A 15,659-nucleotide genomic window follows, 5' to 3' on the forward strand; every position below is an offset into this window, starting at 1 on the left:
TATAAGTGGGAAGTTCAATTACAATTATCTTGTAACAATCAATCGAATGCATTCAAAAAAAATTGTTACGGATGAAAGAAACTATTCCAGTCGGATTAGTTCATCATATTGCTATTTTATAGTTTGAGTTTAAGCGATATGAACACAAGATAATAGAAATTGGAGACAACGTTATGAACTTTTCAAAAAAAGTAAAGAATTTCGCCATGCTTTCAGTAGCCTGCATGAGTACAGGTCTTACAGCGCTTGCTCCTGTTGTTAGCGCCAATACATCTGAACCAAATACTTATGTAAAATATAATACAAAAGAAACAGTTACTTACCGTCGCAGCTCAGCTGTGGATGTGACATTGTCACAAAAAACAGGTATTCCAGGTGCACGAGTAGATGTAAAACTAAAACAAAAATATGCAGAAGCACCAGATGTTTACTTTATTTTGGGTGAAAACTATGTTATCCCACTCGATCAAACACCATCTGGAGACTATGCAGCTAATTTGACGGATGCAGATTTAAAAGGTGCAAAGAAATTCCGCATTGAGATTATTAGCAAAATTCCTTACGGTTCAGCGAAGAACATTGTAGAGAATAAATCATTCGAATTGGACCCAAGTTTCCGTCGCTAGGATAAGGTTTAAAATTTGTTAAAAATTAGCTCATTTTAATATGATTGTTAATGGAAACGAGGCTGGGCATAAAATCCAGCCTCGCTTTTTATTCGCGTCAACATCTATTTTTGTCCAGTCGTCTTCTTTACCACTACCGTTTCTCATAATCTCAGAGCTGTGGATATTAGGGAATTATCTAAGGGCCGTCATAAAAACTCATGAAAAACAGATAAAAAATCGGGAAAATCTGTTGCGACATACGGAGATTTCAATTAAGATTATCTTGTAACGATCAATCGAATGCATTCAAAAAATTTGTTACGATCTAAAGCAATAATCCCGGTCGGGTAGTACTGTCATATTGCCATTTTATAGTTTGAGTTTGGGTAATATGAATATAATATAATAGAAATTGGAGAAAATGTTATGAACTTTTCAAAGAAAATGAAGAATTTTGCCATGCTTTCAGTAGCCTGCATGAGTACAGGTCTTACAGCGCTTGCTCCTGTTGTTAGCGCTAATACAGCTGAATCAAATACTTACGTAAAATATAAGACAAGAGAAACAGCCAATTACACTCGCAATTCATTTGTGAATGTAAAATTGACACAACAAACTGGTGTTCCAGGTGCACAAGTAGAAGTTTTTCTAAAAACACCTTATGTAGAAGCACCAGATGTTTATTTTGTTTTAGGTGAATACAACATTATTCCACTTGTACGCACAGAATCAGGCTCCTATGTCGCTAATTTGACAGATGAGGATTTGGTTGGCTCAGAAGATTTCCATGTTGAAATTATTAGCAAAATTCCTCACGGAACACACAAGCATATTGTAGAGAGTAAATCATTCAAATTAGAATCAAGTTTCCTTCGTAGTTTTGTTCGTTAAGATAATATTTAAAATTTGTCGAAATAAACCTTTTTAATAGATTGTTTTTGTAAAGCAACGATATCAGAAATAGCGGAAGACTGGACTCAGGTTCAGTCTTTTCATATTCAACCAATCTTGAGGATAGGAGAATTTGTAGTTTATAGTGCTAAATCATATAATAGATTAAAATCAGAAAAAGTTGACGGTGACTTTAGGGGTGTTGTTTATAATAATAGTGTAGTGGCTGGTATACTAGATAGAAGTATTCTAGTTATTACAAAAGAAAAAATTTGTGATGCGCACCACAAAGGTAATAATTTTATCAAATCTTATGTTATATTTGAAGAGAGGTAATAATATGAATAAACTCGGTAAAGCAGTTTTGGGTCTAGCCCTTGCTGGAGGCTTAGCTTTTCCTATGGCTTCTGCTTCGGCGCAAGCAATCTGTTCACGTGATGATGTTTTACATCATCAAAATCTGACTGATATTCAGCGGAAAGTACTACTAGATGAAAAAGACGTATGTCTTGCTTCGCAAAAAGCGGAGGCTGCTAGTCTCATCAATAAGAGTGATTTGTCTCCACGTCAGAAAGCAAAATACTTATCGCTAGTCGAATTTGGTAGTAGTACAGAGGTTTTAGCTCTCATAAATCACTTTTCTGGACTCCGTAGTTAGTTCTGATATGATGTATCTGATATAGAGATAGTATTTTATACTCTTCGAAAATCAAAATCAGACGTTGTTGACTTGATTTGATGAACTTCAGTTCTATCTGCATCTGCGTCGCCTAGTCTGTTTTTGATTTTCATTGAGTAGTAATTGATATAGTCGCATGTTAAATTGTTTGAAACTAGGACAGTAGCGTCCTAGTATAGAAATAAGCAACGAGGTTCCCCGTTGCTTATTGTATTTATTGCTTAGATAACAACTAGTCCTAGTATCTACATTTAAAGAGTTAGTAGAATCTAAACGTATCGTATCTTATTTTTTGAGAATATATCTATTTGGAGAATATGGTGTACGGTCAAAGTTTGTTTCTTGGTTGAGAATTTCTTTAGCAATTTGCCAACCGATAATTGGACCGTTTGTCAGACCGGTGGAGCCTAGACCACTAGCTACCCAGACATTAGGCATATCCTCAATATTTCCGTAGAATGGTGAATAAGTTGAAGTATAGGCGCGCGTTCCAATGCGAGTTCTGGCTACAGGATAGTTTGCCAAATCAGGCATGAATTCAGCTATTTTATCATGCATGGCTTGGATTTTTTCAGGGTCTAGTTCTAAATCGTAGCCCATGTCATCTTCATGAGTTGCACCAATAATGATTTTTCCATTTTCAAATGGTAGGATGTCAATCTCTCCGTAAGGCATACAAACTGGCCAATTGTCGGTATCGAATTCTGTATCTAATTCGAACAATTGTCCTTTTTGTGGTCGAACATCCACTTGATAACCAAGAGGTTCAAGAATATGTGGCAACCAGGCCCCTGTGGCTAAGATAATATGGTCAGCAGTAAGCACCTGATTATCTACTTCGACAGTATGGTTGTCGAGCAGTTTTGCTTGTCCGTAGATACGTGTACCACCATTTTTCAAAAATTGTTCCTGAAGAATATCAATCAAACGCCCACCATCAATACGACCACCACCTTCTAAATGGATACCAAAATAGTCTGGTTTAAGTAGTGGCAGGTACTGGTTAATTTCCGAGCCTATAAGCGGAGTAATTTCGCCAATAGTCGGAGTATCTACGCGACGTTCTTCGGCAATTTTTTGTATTTTATCAAGTAGTTCAGGCTTACTTTTTAGGCCGATGGTTCCAGTCTGTTTGAATGGAATTTCAGTAGCACCCGATTTTTCCAAATCGGCTACCAATTGGCGGTAGAAAACAGCACCATCGGAAGTCAGCTTATACCAGTCTTTATTTTTTTTCTGAGCCATCCATGGGCAGATGATACCTGCGGCAGCTCGTGTGGCTGTTCCAATACCTGAATCAATGAGAGTAAGATTGACTTGTTCTTCTTGGGAGAGATAAAAGGCTGCAGTAGAGCCAACAATTCCTCCACCTATAATAATAACTTGTTTTTTCATAAGTTAATTATATCACAAATTCAGAAGTTTATTTATTTTTTTCAACATGATACAATAGAAAATAAGAAAAATTAAGGAGTTCGTGTGTCAGATATAATGTATCCTGAGGTCCTAACCGTTGGAAGTGGGGCCGTAAAAGTTGCAACAGTCGGAGATAGTTTGACTTATGGATATGGCTTGAAGAATCGAGAAAAAGATGCCTATCCTTGTATTCTAGCTGAGAAACTTGGGCATCACTATCAAGTTTCAAATTACGGATTGAGTGGGCGTTCACTTCAGTCAACTGCAGATTTTCCTTACTTTAAAGAGAAGAATGCCCAACTTTCACTTGAGAGTGAAGCAGATATTGTCATCATCATGATTGGTAGTAACGATAGCCGAGGACCATATTGGAATAGGGAGAGGTTTATTCGAGAGTATAGGGAAATGGCAGAGCAGTATATGGATTTACCAAGCCAGCCGGATGTTTATTTAGTCATCCCGCCTTACGTACCAACCAGTCGTTTTGGATTGAATAATCAAATTATTGAAGATGAATTACAAAAAATTATCCCAGCTATCGGAAATGAACTTGGTTTACCAGTTATTAACCTTTACACTGTGACGGAGGGACATCTTGAATACTATAGCGATGGTCTTCATTTGACACCGCTAGGAAATCAAGTTATTGCTGAAGAGATTTACCAGCATCTCAGACACTAATGGCTCTAAATTGTGGTATAATACTAGTGAAATGGAGAGATTATGGTAAAAAGAGATTTAATAAAACAAATCAGTTTATTGGTCTTATTGATTTTGGGAATCATTGGCCTACGATTTTGGTTACTTGAGCCAGTCACGATTACCCCTGAGATGGCAAATAGTTATTTGAAGGAAAATGACTTTATCATGACAGTGCGAAATGTCCGCCCGATTCATGGAGATTTTATTTTGTATAACCATGAGGGAAAAGAGTATGTGAGTCGTGTGATTGCATTGGAAAACGAGACGGTTACCTATATGGACGATGTTCTCTATCGTAATGATATTATTGTTACAGAGAACTATTTAAAAACGCCTCATTCACAAGAAAGTTATACAGATGACTTTACATTGGAAACCTTGACAAATGGAAAGTACAATGTCATTCCAGAGGGGCACTATTTGGTGTTGAATGATGTACGAACGAATCAACAGGATAGTCGTAGTTTTGGTTTGATTTCTAGTGAGGCTATTGTTGGTAGACTGACTTTTCGGATTAGTCCACTTTCAGAATTTGGTTTTATTAAGACAGGGCTGGTTCAGTAGAATCAGCTTTTTTTATTGTGTTGAGATGACTGGAACTGTATTTTGAAATTAGACTAGACCAATTAAAATGTTGACAAGGATAAAAACTTGTTATATACTGATTTCACTGGTCTTTTTAGATGTAAATTAGACTAGACCAATTTTTAAAGAAATGAAAGCCGATGTTAACAAACATCGTAGGTGATATGTATGTGTGGAATCGTTGGTGTTGTAGGAAATACAAACGCAACTGATATTTTGATTCAAGGTCTTGAAAAATTAGAATACCGTGGTTATGATTCAGCAGGTATTTTTGTGACGGGTGGTGAGCAAGCTCATCTTGTGAAAGCTGTTGGTCGCATTGCAGAATTGTCTGCAAAAGTTGGCGATAAGACCGAAGGGACAACAGGGATCGGTCATACTCGTTGGGCGACCCACGGGAAACCAACTGAGAACAACGCTCACCCTCACACTTCTCAAACTGCTGGGCATGTCCTTGTTCACAACGGTGTGATTGAAAACTATGCAGAAATCAAGGAAGAGTATCTTGTAGGTCATGACTTGAAAGGTCAGACAGATACAGAGATTGCTGTGCATTTGATTGGTCAATTTGCAGAAGAAGGTTTGTCAACTCTAGAAGCCTTCAAAAAAGCATTGAAGATTATTCAAGGTTCATATGCCTTTGCTTTGATTGATGCTACGGATGCAGATACTATCTACGTTGCCAAAAATAAATCTCCACTTTTGATTGGTTTGGGCGATGGCTATAACATGGTCTGCTCAGATGCCATGGCTATGATTCGTGAGACAAGTGAATACATGGAAATTCACGATAAGGAATTGGTTATCGTGAAAAAAGATAGTGTTGAAGTCATGGACTATGATGGCAATGCGATTGAACGTGGTAGCTATACAGCTGAGCTTGATTTATCAGATATTGGTAAGGGAACTTATCCCTACTACATGCTCAAGGAAATTGATGAGCAGCCAACTGTTATGCGTAAATTGATTAGCGCATACACAAATGAAGAAGGTAAAGTGACAGTTGATGCGGATATTATCAAGGCGGTACAAGAAGCTGACCGTATCTATATCTTGGCTGCTGGAACATCTTACCACGCAGGATTTGCCGCTAAAGATTTCTTGGAGAAGTTGACGGATACACCAGTAGAATTGGGAATTTCATCAGAGTGGGGTTACAACATGCCACTCTTGAGCAAAAAGCCACTCTTTGTCATGATTAGTCAATCAGGTGAAACAGCAGATAGCCGTCAGGTATTGGTTAAAGCCAATGAAATGGGGATTCCAAGTTTGACTGTGACCAACGTTCCTGGTTCTACCCTATCACGTGAGGCGACTTACACCATGTTGCTCCATGCAGGTCCAGAAATTGCAGTAGCTTCTACCAAAGCCTATACTGCACAGATTGCTACCTTGGCAATCTTGGCTAAGGCTGTCGGTGATGCCAATGGCAATGCCTACGCGAAAGAATTTGACTTGGTGCATGAATTGTCCATCGTAGCTCAATCTATCGAGGCCAGCTTGTCAGAAAAAGATGTGATTGCTGAAAAAGTTGAAAAACTCTTATCAACCACTCGCAACGCATTCTATATCGGTCGTGGTAGTGACTACTACGTTTCGATGGAAGCCAGCTTGAAATTGAAAGAAATTTCATATATCCAATGTGAAGGCTTTGCGGCTGGTGAATTGAAACACGGTACCATTTCCTTGATTGAAGATGGTGTTCCAGTCTTGGCCTTGATTTCAAATCATCCACACCTTGCAAGCCATACTCGAGGCAATATTCAGGAAGTAGTGGCGCGTGGTGCCAATGTCTTGACAATTGTAGATGAAGCAGTAGCTAAGGAAGAAGATGACATCACTGTTACAACTGTTCATCCATTCTTGTCAGCGATTGCTATGGTCGTTCCGACACAGTTGATTGCATACTATGCGACATTGCAACGCGGTTTGGATGTTGATAAACCACGTAACTTGGCTAAGTCTGTTACTGTTGAATAAGAAGAAGGAAGGCATGGATTTCCAGCCTTCTTTTTGTACTATTGAAAAAATATACAAAATTTTGTTAAATTTATTAAAAATTCTGAAAAATTCTTTGAAATTAAAGATATTTTTTGATATACTAGAACCTAATAATTCTTTTAGGAGAGCTCTATGGATTATGTTTTGGAAGTTCTGCCCAGTCTACTAAATGGTGCAGCAGTCTCCTTGCAAGTATTTTTTCTAGTATTGATATTATCCTTGCCATTAGGAGCTGTTTTCGCTTTTTTAATGCAGATTAAATTTAAACCCTTACAATGGTTATTGCATTTCTATGTATTAATTATGCGAGGAACCCCCTTGCTTTTACAATTAATTTTTGTTTATTACGTTTTACCAAGTGTGGGTATTACATTTGACCGAATGCCTGCTGTGATTCTTGCCTTTACGCTCAACTATGCGGCCTATTTCTCTGAAATTTTCCGTGGTGGTATTGAAGCTATTCCAAAAGGTCAGTATGAAGCGGCTAAGGTATTGAAATTTACCCCTGTTCAGACCATTCGCTATATTGTCTTACCACAGGTCGTGAAAATTGTCCTGCCAAGTGTTTTCAATGAAGTCATGACTTTGGTAAAGGATACTTCTTTGGTCTATGCACTTGGGGTTAGCGATTTGTTGTTGGCTAGTCGTACTGCTGCCAATCGTGATGCCAGCTTGGCGCCTATGTTTATCGCAGGTGCAATCTACCTATTGATGATCGGTGCGGTAACACTGATTTCGAAACAAGTAGAAAAGAAATTTGATTATTATAGATAGGAGGAAGTCATGTTAGAGTTACGCAATTTGTCAAAACGCTTTGAAGATAAACAGATTTTCTCCAACTATGATTTGGTCATTCCAGAAGGGAAAATTGTTGCCATCGTTGGTCAATCTGGCGGTGGTAAGACAACTCTTTTACGGATGTTGGCTGGTTTAGAGACTATTGATTCAGGAACTTTGATGTATAACGGTCAAGAACTGCCATTAGAGGAGTTGGGAAAACGACATTTGCTGGGCTTTGTCTTCCAGGACTTCCAGCTTTTCCCGCACCTATCCGTATTGGAAAACTTGGTTCTCTCTCCTATGAAAACGCAAAATATGTCGCGTTCAGAGGCGGAAGACAAGGCCCTTAAACTCTTGGATACTCTTGGACTTGCTAACCACGCAACTGCCTACCCATTTTCATTATCGGGTGGACAGAAACAACGTGTGGCTTTGGCGCGTGCGATGATGATTGATCCTGAGATTATCGGCTATGATGAACCAACTTCGGCCCTAGACCCTGAATTAAGAAAAGAAGTTGAGAAACTGATTCTTGAAAATAGGGCTACTGGAATCACGCAAATTGTGGTCACCCATGATATGCAGTTTGCTGAGAATATCGCAGATGAAATCATCAAAATTGAACCGAAACACTAAGAAAAGGAACAAATATGATGATGAATATTAAAAAAATGATGCTTGGAGCTCTTGCTCTTGTAACTTCTTTAACTCTTGCTGCTTGTGGCTCCAATGATTCGGCTACTAAGTCTGATAATTGGACAGCCTACGAGTCTGAAAAATCCGTTACGATTGGCTTTGATAAGACCTTTGTTCCAATGGGATTTGAACAGACAGATGGTTCTTACACAGGTTTCGATATTGACTTGGCTAATGCAGTCTTTGAAAAATATGGAATTACTGTAAAATGGCAACCAATTGACTGGGACTTGAAAGAAACCGAATTGAATAACGGGAATATTGATTTAATTTGGAATGGTTATTCTATTACTGATGAGCGTAAGGAAAAAGTTCTCTTCACAAACCCCTACATGGATAACCAACAAGTTCTTGTAACCAAAAAATCTTCCAATATTAGCCAAGTATCTGATATGAAGGATAAGATTTTAGGTGCGCAAGCAGGTTCATCTGGCTATTCAGTATTTGAATCACAACCAGCTATTTTGAAAGATATTGTTCAAAATAACGATGCAAGTCAGTATGCGACCTTCAATGAAGCCTTGATTGACTTGAAAAACGATCGTATTGATGGCCTCTTGATTGACCGTGTATATGCAAATTATTACTTGCAACAAGAGGGAATTATTGCAGATTACAACATCATTGATGCAGGTTTTGAAAATGAAGCCTTCGCAGTCGGTGCTCGTAAATCAGATACTACACTCGTAGAAAACATTAATAAGGCATTTGCTGAATTATATAAAGAAGGTAAATTTCAAGAAATCTCCCAAAAATGGTTTGGTGAGGATGTTGCAACCGATGTAGTAAAAAACTAATAATATAAAGAAAAAGAGCCATGCGCTCTTTTTTAATACTCTTCGAAAATCAAAATTATCCGTTGTCACCTTGCCTTGATGAACTCCAGTTCTATCTTCGGCTTCGTTTCCTAGGCTACTTTTGATTTTCATTGAGTATAAAACCAAAATTTAAGGTAAAGGAAAAGCCAGTCATTCGACTAGGCTTGTTTTTTTGAAATCTGGTGGAAAATAACAGTCCAATTTTCATGACGGCGCCAAAGTGACGTATGAACATAATCACCAATTTCAAACGTAACTAATTTTGATTTTTGGCTAATGGAGGTCATTTGGTAATTGGATAAATACGTCGTTTGGATGGGGTGGCCGGCAAGCATCTGAGTTTTATTTCGATAGCGGCCTTTGGCATCAATTAAGAGATACTGGTCGTCAATCAATTCTTCATACCCATTAGCATGCGCTTGTATCTCTGTTTCAAAACGGAAGAGTTTATCGTACACATGCTCATACATCTCATCGTGTGGAATTTCAGATGGTTCTACGTGAATATCCACATCAAAAACTCCATGTTTGAGTGTTAGGAGTTGCTCAACCTGCTCAGTCACTTCATGACTTTCATAAACGGATAAGTCTGGGTTCATTTCTAAAACAACATCAAGATAGATATTGGCTCCATAAGTCCGACCACGTTGTGATTTGACAGAAACGATTTTTGGGAGTTTGAGAATATCTTCCTCGTACTTTTTCAATAAGTTTTCATCAAATCCATCAGATAGGGTAAAGAAGCTTTCCATAAAAATATCGTAGGCTGTTTTTAGGATAAAGAAGGTAATGATGATGGCTGCAATTTTATCGACAATAGGGAAGTTGAAAGCCGCAGCAAAGATTGCGATAGAAGTTCCTATGGAAGTGACTGCATCGGATAGATTATCCTTGGCAGCTGCTTCTAAGGCCTTGGAACGTACTTTTTTTGCCAAGCGGTTATTATATAAATAAACAGCTAACATAACTAGTGCAGAAAAGATTCCGACAATAGCCCCCATAATGTCTACTTCGATAGAAGAATTGCTGATTAGTTTTTGGAGGGTATCATAGAGTACTTGGAAACCAACGACAAACATGATGAAGGATGTAATCAAGCTTGCTAAATCTTCCATTTTCCAGTGTCCAAATTTATGATCGGTATCAGCTGGTTTCTGTGCCATTTTTAGTCCAACAAGTACAGCGATATTACCAATAATATCAGAAATATTATTGAAGGCATCTGCTCGTAAGGCATCTGAATGAAAGAGCTGTCCTGCAACGAGTTTGATACCTGATAAGACAATATAGGTACCGATAGATAGCAAGGCACCACGTTCAGCAAGTTTTAGATTGGTTACGTTTTGGTTCATAGCATCTCCTTTGATAAGTTTTCATTTTAACAAAAAGGCCCCTTATTTTCAAGGGGTTAGGCTGTTTTTTTGCCTGTTCGAAGAACCTTATAAAGGCGTAATAATATTGTTCCGCTGGCCATACCGATGGGAATGACTAAGGCTAAAGTTAAGACGGTAGTGATATTGGTTAGGGCTTGAGCGTGGTCCCCAGAAACGAAATAAGTCGTGGTCATGTAGGCTCGATAGCCTGGAACAAGCGGTGCTAGGATAGCAAGTGAAAAAATAACAGATGGTGTTTTAAGTAAAATACTCATGATTTGACTAATGCAAGATCCGATAATTGCTGCAAGGAAGGTTGCAATCAGTACATTAGTTGGTCCTAATAATGAAAGATAGATGAGCCAGACTAGCATGCCTAGGAGTCCACCAGGGACCAGCATTTTTCTTTGAACATTGAGAACAATTAAGAAGGCTGCGATAGCGATATAAGAGGCGAGTGCCTGTAATAAGAAGTTAACTAGTGTCATAGATTACCTCACAAGCATAAAGGCCACAGTTGTACCTGCACCGAGCGATAAGATAATAAGCGCTGTTTGGAAAAATTTGGTCATCCCTGTATTGATATGATTGGTCATAAGGTCTCTTACAGCATTTGTAAAAGCAATCCCTGGTACAAAAGGCATGACTGCCCCTGCGTTAATTAAGTTGGGATTAATAGGGAGAGTAGTGGTTGCGCTTAATAAGTAAGAGGTAAGTGAGAAGATAAAGGCGCCAACGAAGGTGGTAACAAAATCAATTCCAACGTAGCGATCGACAATCAGTGAGATAGGGAAAGCCAAAGCCGTTGCGAGGACAGCACCTGCTGCATCTAAAAGAGAACCTCCGAACATAATGGTAAAAAATGGTGCGGCTACTACGGCAGCTAAGGTTATTTGCATATTGTTATAAGGTGGCTTTTGTTGTTTGATTGCATTTAATTGGATCCAAGCGTCTTCTAGGCTGATTTCTTTATTGGCTAGGGAACGGGAGATTTGGTTGACGTCACAAACTTTCTGCATGTCGTAATTTGAATTTACGATGCGTTTCATACGCGAAATATTCGTATGGTCGATGGAGAAAAAGATAGCAGCAGGGATGGCAAGGACATTGGCCTGTTCAATTCCTTGTGAATGTGCAATCCGAATCATGGTATCTTCAACTCGGTGAATTTCTGCACCGCTTTGTGCCAAAATGGCACCAGCGAGCATGAGCACATCTATGACCAAGTTTAGTCTAGGAGTGTTTTCCATAAGTAAGTCCCATCCCTCTGCTAGTTATTTTCTTAATTATAACAAAATATAGGTGTAGACAACATATTTTTTAAATAGTTAGGCAAAATAGTTGAAAATTGTTCGGATTGTAGTATAATTGATTTATCAACGGTTGATTAATCAATCAAAAGAGGTAGATAATGCAAGAAATGGAAGATTTGTTATACAGACTGAAAGTGGCAGATGAGACGATTTCCAATCTTTTTGAAAAGCAGTTGGGAATCAGTTTGACACGCTATTCAATATTGCAAGCATTATTAAAAGATGCACCCCTGCATCAGTTGGCTTTGCAGGAGAGGCTTCAGATAGACCGCGCAGCGGTTACACGTCATCTCAAATTGTTGGAAGAGAGCGGCTATATCATTCGCAAGCGAAATCCTGATAATCAGAGAGAAGTACTTGTCTGGCCAACTGAGCAGGCTAGGGAAGCGCTAGTCACGAGTCCTTCTGCTCACCACCTAGCTATTAAAGCTTCGATGAATCAGATTCTAACTGTTGAGGAGAGCGAGCAATTCCTAGCCACTCTTGATAAACTGTTGATTGGCTTGCAAAATCTACCTATATAATTTTTGAGAGGAGACATTATGTCTATTTTTACCACTATTCTAGCTAGTATCGTAGCTATTGAGCACCTATATATCATGTACTTGGAAACCTTTGCGACCCACTCAGACTCTACTAGTCGTGTCTTTAATATGACAAAGGATGAATTGCAACGTAAGTCTGTGACGACACTTTTCAAAAACCAAGGTATTTACAATGGTTTGTTGGCTATTTTCCTCTTATATGGAATTTTCACAGGAAACCTTGAAATTACAACTATTTTTGTCTTGTTTGTTATTGGAGCAGCAGGTTATGGAGCTGTGACATCTAGTCCAAAAATTATCTTGACCCAAGGTGGACCAGCCATCTTGGCACTGATCTCTATTTTGTTGTTTAAATAAGTTAAAAAGCCTTCCGTGAGGAGGGCTTTTTGCAATTACCGAATATTCAGTTCCCCATCTAGTGTAGAGATATCGAGGTAATTTGTAGCTTTGGGATTAATATAGTTTGGAAGGTCAATCCCGCTATTATTTTGACTGGCATCTATGTAGATGTCCTTTTTTGTTTGTGAATGAAGAGAAATGTCGATTGAGCCATCGTAATTACTGATACTATGTCTTCCCTCTAGTTTTAGGTTTTCAGCTTTAAAATCACCATCTTCAATCCTTAGGCTACTGCCAACAGTATTGGAAATGTCTTTCGGACTTGTTAATGTGGAATGATTGATTGCTACTTCTCCATTGAGGTGTGATAAATGAGTAGAGCTGATGTGACTGTTTTCAATCAACATGTCCCCATCTTCTATAGTGAGATCAAGATTTTGAATAGTCACTTTATCCAGATAGACATCTCCTTGAAGGTTGCCTGAAAGTGTTTCGATTGTGCTATTTTTAGGGACCTCTAAAACAGGTTGGTGGTAGGCAATATTTTGGTCATTGATAAGATTTAATATAGGTTCGAGTAAACCATCATAAGAAACGATACCTTGAAATGCACTAGAAATGGTTAACTTTCCATCTTGAACTTGGTGGCTGAGGAGGTCGATGTCTTTATGCTGATTTCGATAGTAGTGGAGGTGGAATTGGTTGTCAGGCGAAGGCATGATGGACAGTCGTTCATTAACTTCTATTTCCCTAATGTCACTAAAACTGGCTGTTTGGGGCTGAAAATAGTTTTCTGCAACAAGTTTCATATTTGTCCAACCGCCAGCAAAGTAGCCGATGAGGCTTAGAATGGCTCCAAGACCTAGCAGGCTCAGACTAATTTTCGTAAATGGCTTAAGCTGTTTCATGATAGCCTCCTTTGCGGATCGTTCTTTGTATCCAGTGTAAAACAAGCAAGAAGGTTTTGCTTCCAAGGTCTAGAGTGAATTTACTACCCAAGAGGGTGAGTGCCAAACAGATGAAGGCGAGGCCTGTGAAGAGGAGAGAGGAGGACCATGAGAGCGTGAAGAGGTCAAAGGCGAGGAGCATCTGGGCGATTGCGAGGCTGAGGAGGACAATCCAGAGTGAGATAAGGAGCAGAAAGAGGCTAAAGATGATTAGGAGAAGGGTGATGAAGAGGGCGACCAAAGTGATTGCTAGGGGGACGCCGATTGGTGCGGCAAGGATAGCGAGGATGGTCAACCAGACCATATTGCTTGTATTTGGCTTATCTTCAATCCTCTCTTTATCATAGAGATTTGCTAGGATTTCGCGGGCTGCTTCTTTTGGACTGCCTAGCTCTTGAATAGCTTGCTCATCGTTTTCCTTTTCGTCAAAATATTCATTGAAATAGTCTAAGGTATCCTGAAAATCTTCTTTTGGTAGATACTTTAGCTGTTTCTCGAGTTTCTGTAAATATTCCTTTCGGTTCATGATAAACTCCTTTATCCCACATTTAGCTGGCAGTCTTGACAATGAATAACTAGCTGAGCAGGGATATTTTCTTGCTTGTAGCTGAGATGAGTGATGTCCCCCTCTTTCATCATTGTAAACGCCTTATCCTTTGGAAGTTTAAGGCTAGAATCTTCCTCCCAGATGTCCAAACTGATGTCCGTACTTGGTTGATAGGTTAAGACAGAATCTTCAGCCTGACAGATAAGGCTCTTTTCAAGGACAAAATCCTTCAACTTCCAGACACAGTCTTCTAATGTTATCCTTGCATCTGAAAGGCTCATGCTTGAGAGAGTAATAACGGCATCGCTGGCTTCCAATTTTAACTCGCTGAGCTGTCCATCTGAGATAGTTAGTGTAGAGTCTTCTAACCGTAGAGCAGATCTTGGACAGCTCACTTTCGTCATGCTGATGCTGCTATCTTCTACATTGATGACTAGCTGTTCGCTCGCCTGCACAGCTGCCATCGTCAGACTGCTATCTGTCGTTTTCAGATTGAGACTAGTAAGGGGCAGGAGTCTTTTAGGGATTTTGAGAATAGCAGAGCTGGTTTGCTGGTTGGAAAAGTAGAGGTGGTCTGGGAGTGGCTTGCTAGATAGGTACAAACTATCTTGGACTAGTTGATAGTCAAAAGCCTGGTAGCTGCCATCTTCTGAAACAGGATTGTGCAATAAGACAACTTCTCCGTCGTAACTTTGAACACTAAGAGCCTGGTCTTCGAGAATAATCTGTAGATTTGAAAAATCAGGTAATTCTTCAATCTTCGCCGTCAATTCAATTCTTTCCCTAGCTTGATAGGCTGAATGTTTGAAATTGTTGAAAAAATTCTCCCAGTCAAATTGAAAATCAAAATCAAAGTTGAAATCAAATGGTTTAGATGAATGTGGACTTGCTTGGTCTTTCTCGGTGATTAGGGCATCTTCAGGTAGATTGGCAATGATTTCTTTTGCTGCTTCATCAGGTGTTCCTAGCTCTATAATAGCTTCCTCGTCGTTATCCTTTTCGTCAAAGTATTCATTGAAGTAGTCTAAAGCCTCCTGTCTGGCACTTGGATGAAGTTGAAATAATGCTTGTTCCAGTTGGTTCAAATAATCTGCGCGTGTCATTTTCGTAAGCTCCCTTCTATAATTCCGTCAATATGGTCTTTGTAGCTATTCCATTCACCCTGCAGGAAGGGGAGGTGTTCACGTCCAGCAGGAGTGATGGTATAGTATTTCCGCTTTCTCCCTTGAAATTCTTGGGTGTAGGTGGTGACATAGCCAGCCTTTTCCAATTTTTTCAAAATAGGGTAGAGTGTGGATTCCTTTATATCAGCAACTATCTTGATGGTTTGGCTGATTTCATAGCCGTAGGAATCCTGCTTTTCCACGATGGCTAATACCAGAAATTCTATCAAGATAGAGGATACGGGGTAGTACATAA

19 protein-coding genes are annotated in these 15,659 nt (G+C 39.1%); 11 read left to right on the forward strand and 8 right to left on the reverse strand.

The annotated features are described in order from the left end of the window. Positions 1-173: 173 nt before the first annotated feature. From ODU41_RS04020 to ODU41_RS04030, 3 genes are all read left to right on the forward strand, one after another. A complete protein-coding gene (locus ODU41_RS04020) occupies positions 174-626 on the forward strand; it encodes a hypothetical protein (RefSeq protein ID WP_398578684.1) in 453 nt (150 codons plus the stop codon). Positions 627-1,034: 408 nt separating this feature from the next. Continuing rightward, positions 1,035-1,499 (forward strand): hypothetical protein, encoded by a 465-nt coding sequence (locus ODU41_RS04025; RefSeq protein ID WP_044670284.1) that lies wholly within the window; start codon positions 1,035-1,037, stop codon positions 1,497-1,499. A 340-nt stretch (positions 1,500-1,839) separates the two neighbouring features. After that, positions 1,840-2,157, forward strand: a complete 318-nt coding sequence (locus tag ODU41_RS04030) for a hypothetical protein (RefSeq protein ID WP_172078421.1) — start codon at positions 1,840-1,842, stop codon at positions 2,155-2,157. Between the two features lie 306 nt (positions 2,158-2,463). On the opposite strand, the gene ODU41_RS04035 is transcribed toward ODU41_RS04030, so the two are convergent. Continuing rightward, the gene (locus tag ODU41_RS04035) at positions 2,464-3,573 is read right to left on the reverse strand and encodes an FAD-binding oxidoreductase (RefSeq protein WP_024406931.1); all 1,110 of its coding nucleotides are present in this window, start codon (positions 3,571-3,573) and stop codon (positions 2,464-2,466) included. 84 nt (positions 3,574-3,657) lie between these two features. On the opposite strand from ODU41_RS04035, the gene ODU41_RS04040 reads away from it, so the two are divergent. The 6 genes from ODU41_RS04040 (at position 3,658) to ODU41_RS04065 (ending at position 9,155) form a co-directional block, all read left to right on the forward strand. Continuing rightward, positions 3,658-4,275 (forward strand): GDSL-type esterase/lipase family protein, encoded by a 618-nt coding sequence (locus ODU41_RS04040; RefSeq protein WP_208583851.1) that lies wholly within the window; start codon positions 3,658-3,660, stop codon positions 4,273-4,275. A gap of 42 nt (positions 4,276-4,317) precedes the next feature. Further along, on the forward strand, positions 4,318-4,860 hold the full coding sequence (gene lepB / locus ODU41_RS04045; RefSeq protein WP_014736040.1) for a signal peptidase I: 543 nt from the start codon (positions 4,318-4,320) through the stop codon (positions 4,858-4,860). 189 nt (positions 4,861-5,049) lie between these two features. Further along, complete coding sequence (gene glmS, locus ODU41_RS04050) at positions 5,050-6,861, forward strand: glutamine--fructose-6-phosphate transaminase (isomerizing) (protein ID WP_398578685.1); 1,812 nt, start codon at positions 5,050-5,052, stop codon at positions 6,859-6,861. 153 nt (positions 6,862-7,014) lie between these two features. Next, the gene (locus ODU41_RS04055; RefSeq protein WP_002940990.1) at positions 7,015-7,656 is read left to right on the forward strand and encodes an amino acid ABC transporter permease; all 642 of its coding nucleotides are present in this window, start codon (positions 7,015-7,017) and stop codon (positions 7,654-7,656) included. A 9-nt stretch (positions 7,657-7,665) separates the two neighbouring features. After that, positions 7,666-8,298 (forward strand): amino acid ABC transporter ATP-binding protein, encoded by a 633-nt coding sequence (locus ODU41_RS04060; protein WP_009909533.1) that lies wholly within the window; start codon positions 7,666-7,668, stop codon positions 8,296-8,298. A gap of 26 nt (positions 8,299-8,324) precedes the next feature. Further along, positions 8,325-9,155, forward strand: a complete 831-nt coding sequence (locus ODU41_RS04065; RefSeq protein WP_024386353.1) for an amino acid ABC transporter substrate-binding protein — start codon at positions 8,325-8,327, stop codon at positions 9,153-9,155. A 179-nt stretch (positions 9,156-9,334) separates the two neighbouring features. Here the strand turns inward: ODU41_RS04065 and ODU41_RS04070 are convergent, their stop codons facing one another. Genes ODU41_RS04070 through ODU41_RS04080 form a run of 3 tightly spaced genes read right to left on the reverse strand, consistent with a single transcriptional unit; the run spans position 9,335 to position 11,799 of the window. Next, a complete protein-coding gene (locus ODU41_RS04070; protein WP_398578686.1) occupies positions 9,335-10,528 on the reverse strand; it encodes a cation diffusion facilitator family transporter in 1,194 nt (397 codons plus the stop codon). Positions 10,529-10,584: 56 nt separating this feature from the next. Beyond that, entirely contained in the window at positions 10,585-11,037 is a 453-nt protein-coding gene (locus ODU41_RS04075; RefSeq protein ID WP_074391097.1) for a threonine/serine exporter family protein, read from the reverse strand. Between the two features lie 3 nt (positions 11,038-11,040). Continuing rightward, positions 11,041-11,799 carry a threonine/serine exporter family protein gene (locus ODU41_RS04080; RefSeq protein WP_074391096.1) on the reverse strand — a complete coding sequence of 253 codons (759 nt, stop codon included), beginning with the start codon at positions 11,797-11,799 and terminating at the stop codon, positions 11,041-11,043. Positions 11,800-11,960: 161 nt separating this feature from the next. On the opposite strand from ODU41_RS04080, the gene ODU41_RS04085 reads away from it, so the two are divergent. After that, a complete protein-coding gene (locus ODU41_RS04085; protein WP_024406937.1) occupies positions 11,961-12,386 on the forward strand; it encodes a MarR family winged helix-turn-helix transcriptional regulator in 426 nt (141 codons plus the stop codon). Between the two features lie 18 nt (positions 12,387-12,404). Further along, on the forward strand, positions 12,405-12,764 hold the full coding sequence (locus ODU41_RS04090; RefSeq protein WP_024409001.1) for a DUF1304 domain-containing protein: 360 nt from the start codon (positions 12,405-12,407) through the stop codon (positions 12,762-12,764). Between the two features lie 35 nt (positions 12,765-12,799). Here ODU41_RS04090 and ODU41_RS04095 read toward each other — a convergent pair whose 3' ends face one another. Genes ODU41_RS04095 through ODU41_RS04110 form a run of 4 tightly spaced genes read right to left on the reverse strand, consistent with a single transcriptional unit; the run spans position 12,800 to position 15,657 of the window. Then, the gene (locus ODU41_RS04095) at positions 12,800-13,654 is read right to left on the reverse strand and encodes a DUF4097 family beta strand repeat-containing protein (RefSeq protein ID WP_024413735.1); all 855 of its coding nucleotides are present in this window, start codon (positions 13,652-13,654) and stop codon (positions 12,800-12,802) included. Next, complete coding sequence (locus ODU41_RS04100; RefSeq protein WP_024413736.1) at positions 13,641-14,219, reverse strand: DUF1700 domain-containing protein; 579 nt, start codon at positions 14,217-14,219, stop codon at positions 13,641-13,643. Before ODU41_RS04100 ends, ODU41_RS04095 begins: the two co-directional genes overlap by 14 nt. Positions 14,220-14,230: 11 nt before the next feature. Next, positions 14,231-15,343: a DUF4097 family beta strand repeat-containing protein gene (locus ODU41_RS04105; protein WP_074391095.1), complete on the reverse strand. Its 1,113-nt coding sequence runs from the start codon at positions 15,341-15,343 to the stop codon at positions 14,231-14,233. Beyond that, on the reverse strand, positions 15,340-15,657 hold the full coding sequence (locus tag ODU41_RS04110) for a PadR family transcriptional regulator (RefSeq protein WP_002937690.1): 318 nt from the start codon (positions 15,655-15,657) through the stop codon (positions 15,340-15,342). Before ODU41_RS04110 ends, ODU41_RS04105 begins: the two co-directional genes overlap by 4 nt. Positions 15,658-15,659 lie beyond the last annotated feature (2 nt).

Origin of the sequence: Streptococcus sp. 2022WUSS083 (assembly GCF_044427155.1) — a bacterium.
Classification (GTDB): Bacteria; Bacillota; Bacilli; order Lactobacillales; family Streptococcaceae; genus Streptococcus; species Streptococcus hashimotonensis.

What these genes read in the sequence shown, in the direction of transcription:
- ODU41_RS04020 (WP_398578684.1), top strand. Translation starts at nt 174, where the DNA reads ATGAACTTTTCAAAAAAAGTAAAGAATTTCGCCATGCTTTCAGTAGCC.
- ODU41_RS04025 (WP_044670284.1), top strand. Translation starts at nt 1,035, where the DNA reads ATGAACTTTTCAAAGAAAATGAAGAATTTTGCCATGCTTTCAGTAGCC.
- ODU41_RS04030 (WP_172078421.1), top strand. Translation starts at nt 1,840, where the DNA reads ATGAATAAACTCGGTAAAGCAGTTTTGGGTCTAGCCCTTGCTGGAGGC.
- ODU41_RS04035 (WP_024406931.1), bottom strand. Translation starts at nt 3,573, where the DNA reads ATGAAAAAACAAGTTATTATTATAGGTGGAGGAATTGTTGGCTCTACT.
- lepB (WP_014736040.1), top strand. Translation starts at nt 4,318, where the DNA reads ATGGTAAAAAGAGATTTAATAAAACAAATCAGTTTATTGGTCTTATTG.
- glmS (WP_398578685.1), top strand. Translation starts at nt 5,050, where the DNA reads ATGTGTGGAATCGTTGGTGTTGTAGGAAATACAAACGCAACTGATATT.
- ODU41_RS04055 (WP_002940990.1), top strand. Translation starts at nt 7,015, where the DNA reads ATGGATTATGTTTTGGAAGTTCTGCCCAGTCTACTAAATGGTGCAGCA.
- ODU41_RS04060 (WP_009909533.1), top strand. Translation starts at nt 7,666, where the DNA reads ATGTTAGAGTTACGCAATTTGTCAAAACGCTTTGAAGATAAACAGATT.
- ODU41_RS04070 (WP_398578686.1), bottom strand. Translation starts at nt 10,528, where the DNA reads ATGAACCAAAACGTAACCAATCTAAAACTTGCTGAACGTGGTGCCTTG.
- ODU41_RS04075 (WP_074391097.1), bottom strand. Translation starts at nt 11,037, where the DNA reads ATGACACTAGTTAACTTCTTATTACAGGCACTCGCCTCTTATATCGCT.
- ODU41_RS04080 (WP_074391096.1), bottom strand. Translation starts at nt 11,799, where the DNA reads ATGGAAAACACTCCTAGACTAAACTTGGTCATAGATGTGCTCATGCTC.
- ODU41_RS04085 (WP_024406937.1), top strand. Translation starts at nt 11,961, where the DNA reads ATGCAAGAAATGGAAGATTTGTTATACAGACTGAAAGTGGCAGATGAG.
- ODU41_RS04090 (WP_024409001.1), top strand. Translation starts at nt 12,405, where the DNA reads ATGTCTATTTTTACCACTATTCTAGCTAGTATCGTAGCTATTGAGCAC.
- ODU41_RS04095 (WP_024413735.1), bottom strand. Translation starts at nt 13,654, where the DNA reads ATGAAACAGCTTAAGCCATTTACGAAAATTAGTCTGAGCCTGCTAGGT.
- ODU41_RS04100 (WP_024413736.1), bottom strand. Translation starts at nt 14,219, where the DNA reads ATGAACCGAAAGGAATATTTACAGAAACTCGAGAAACAGCTAAAGTAT.
- ODU41_RS04105 (WP_074391095.1), bottom strand. Translation starts at nt 15,343, where the DNA reads ATGACACGCGCAGATTATTTGAACCAACTGGAACAAGCATTATTTCAA.
- ODU41_RS04110 (WP_002937690.1), bottom strand. Translation starts at nt 15,657, where the DNA reads ATGTACTACCCCGTATCCTCTATCTTGATAGAATTTCTGGTATTAGCC.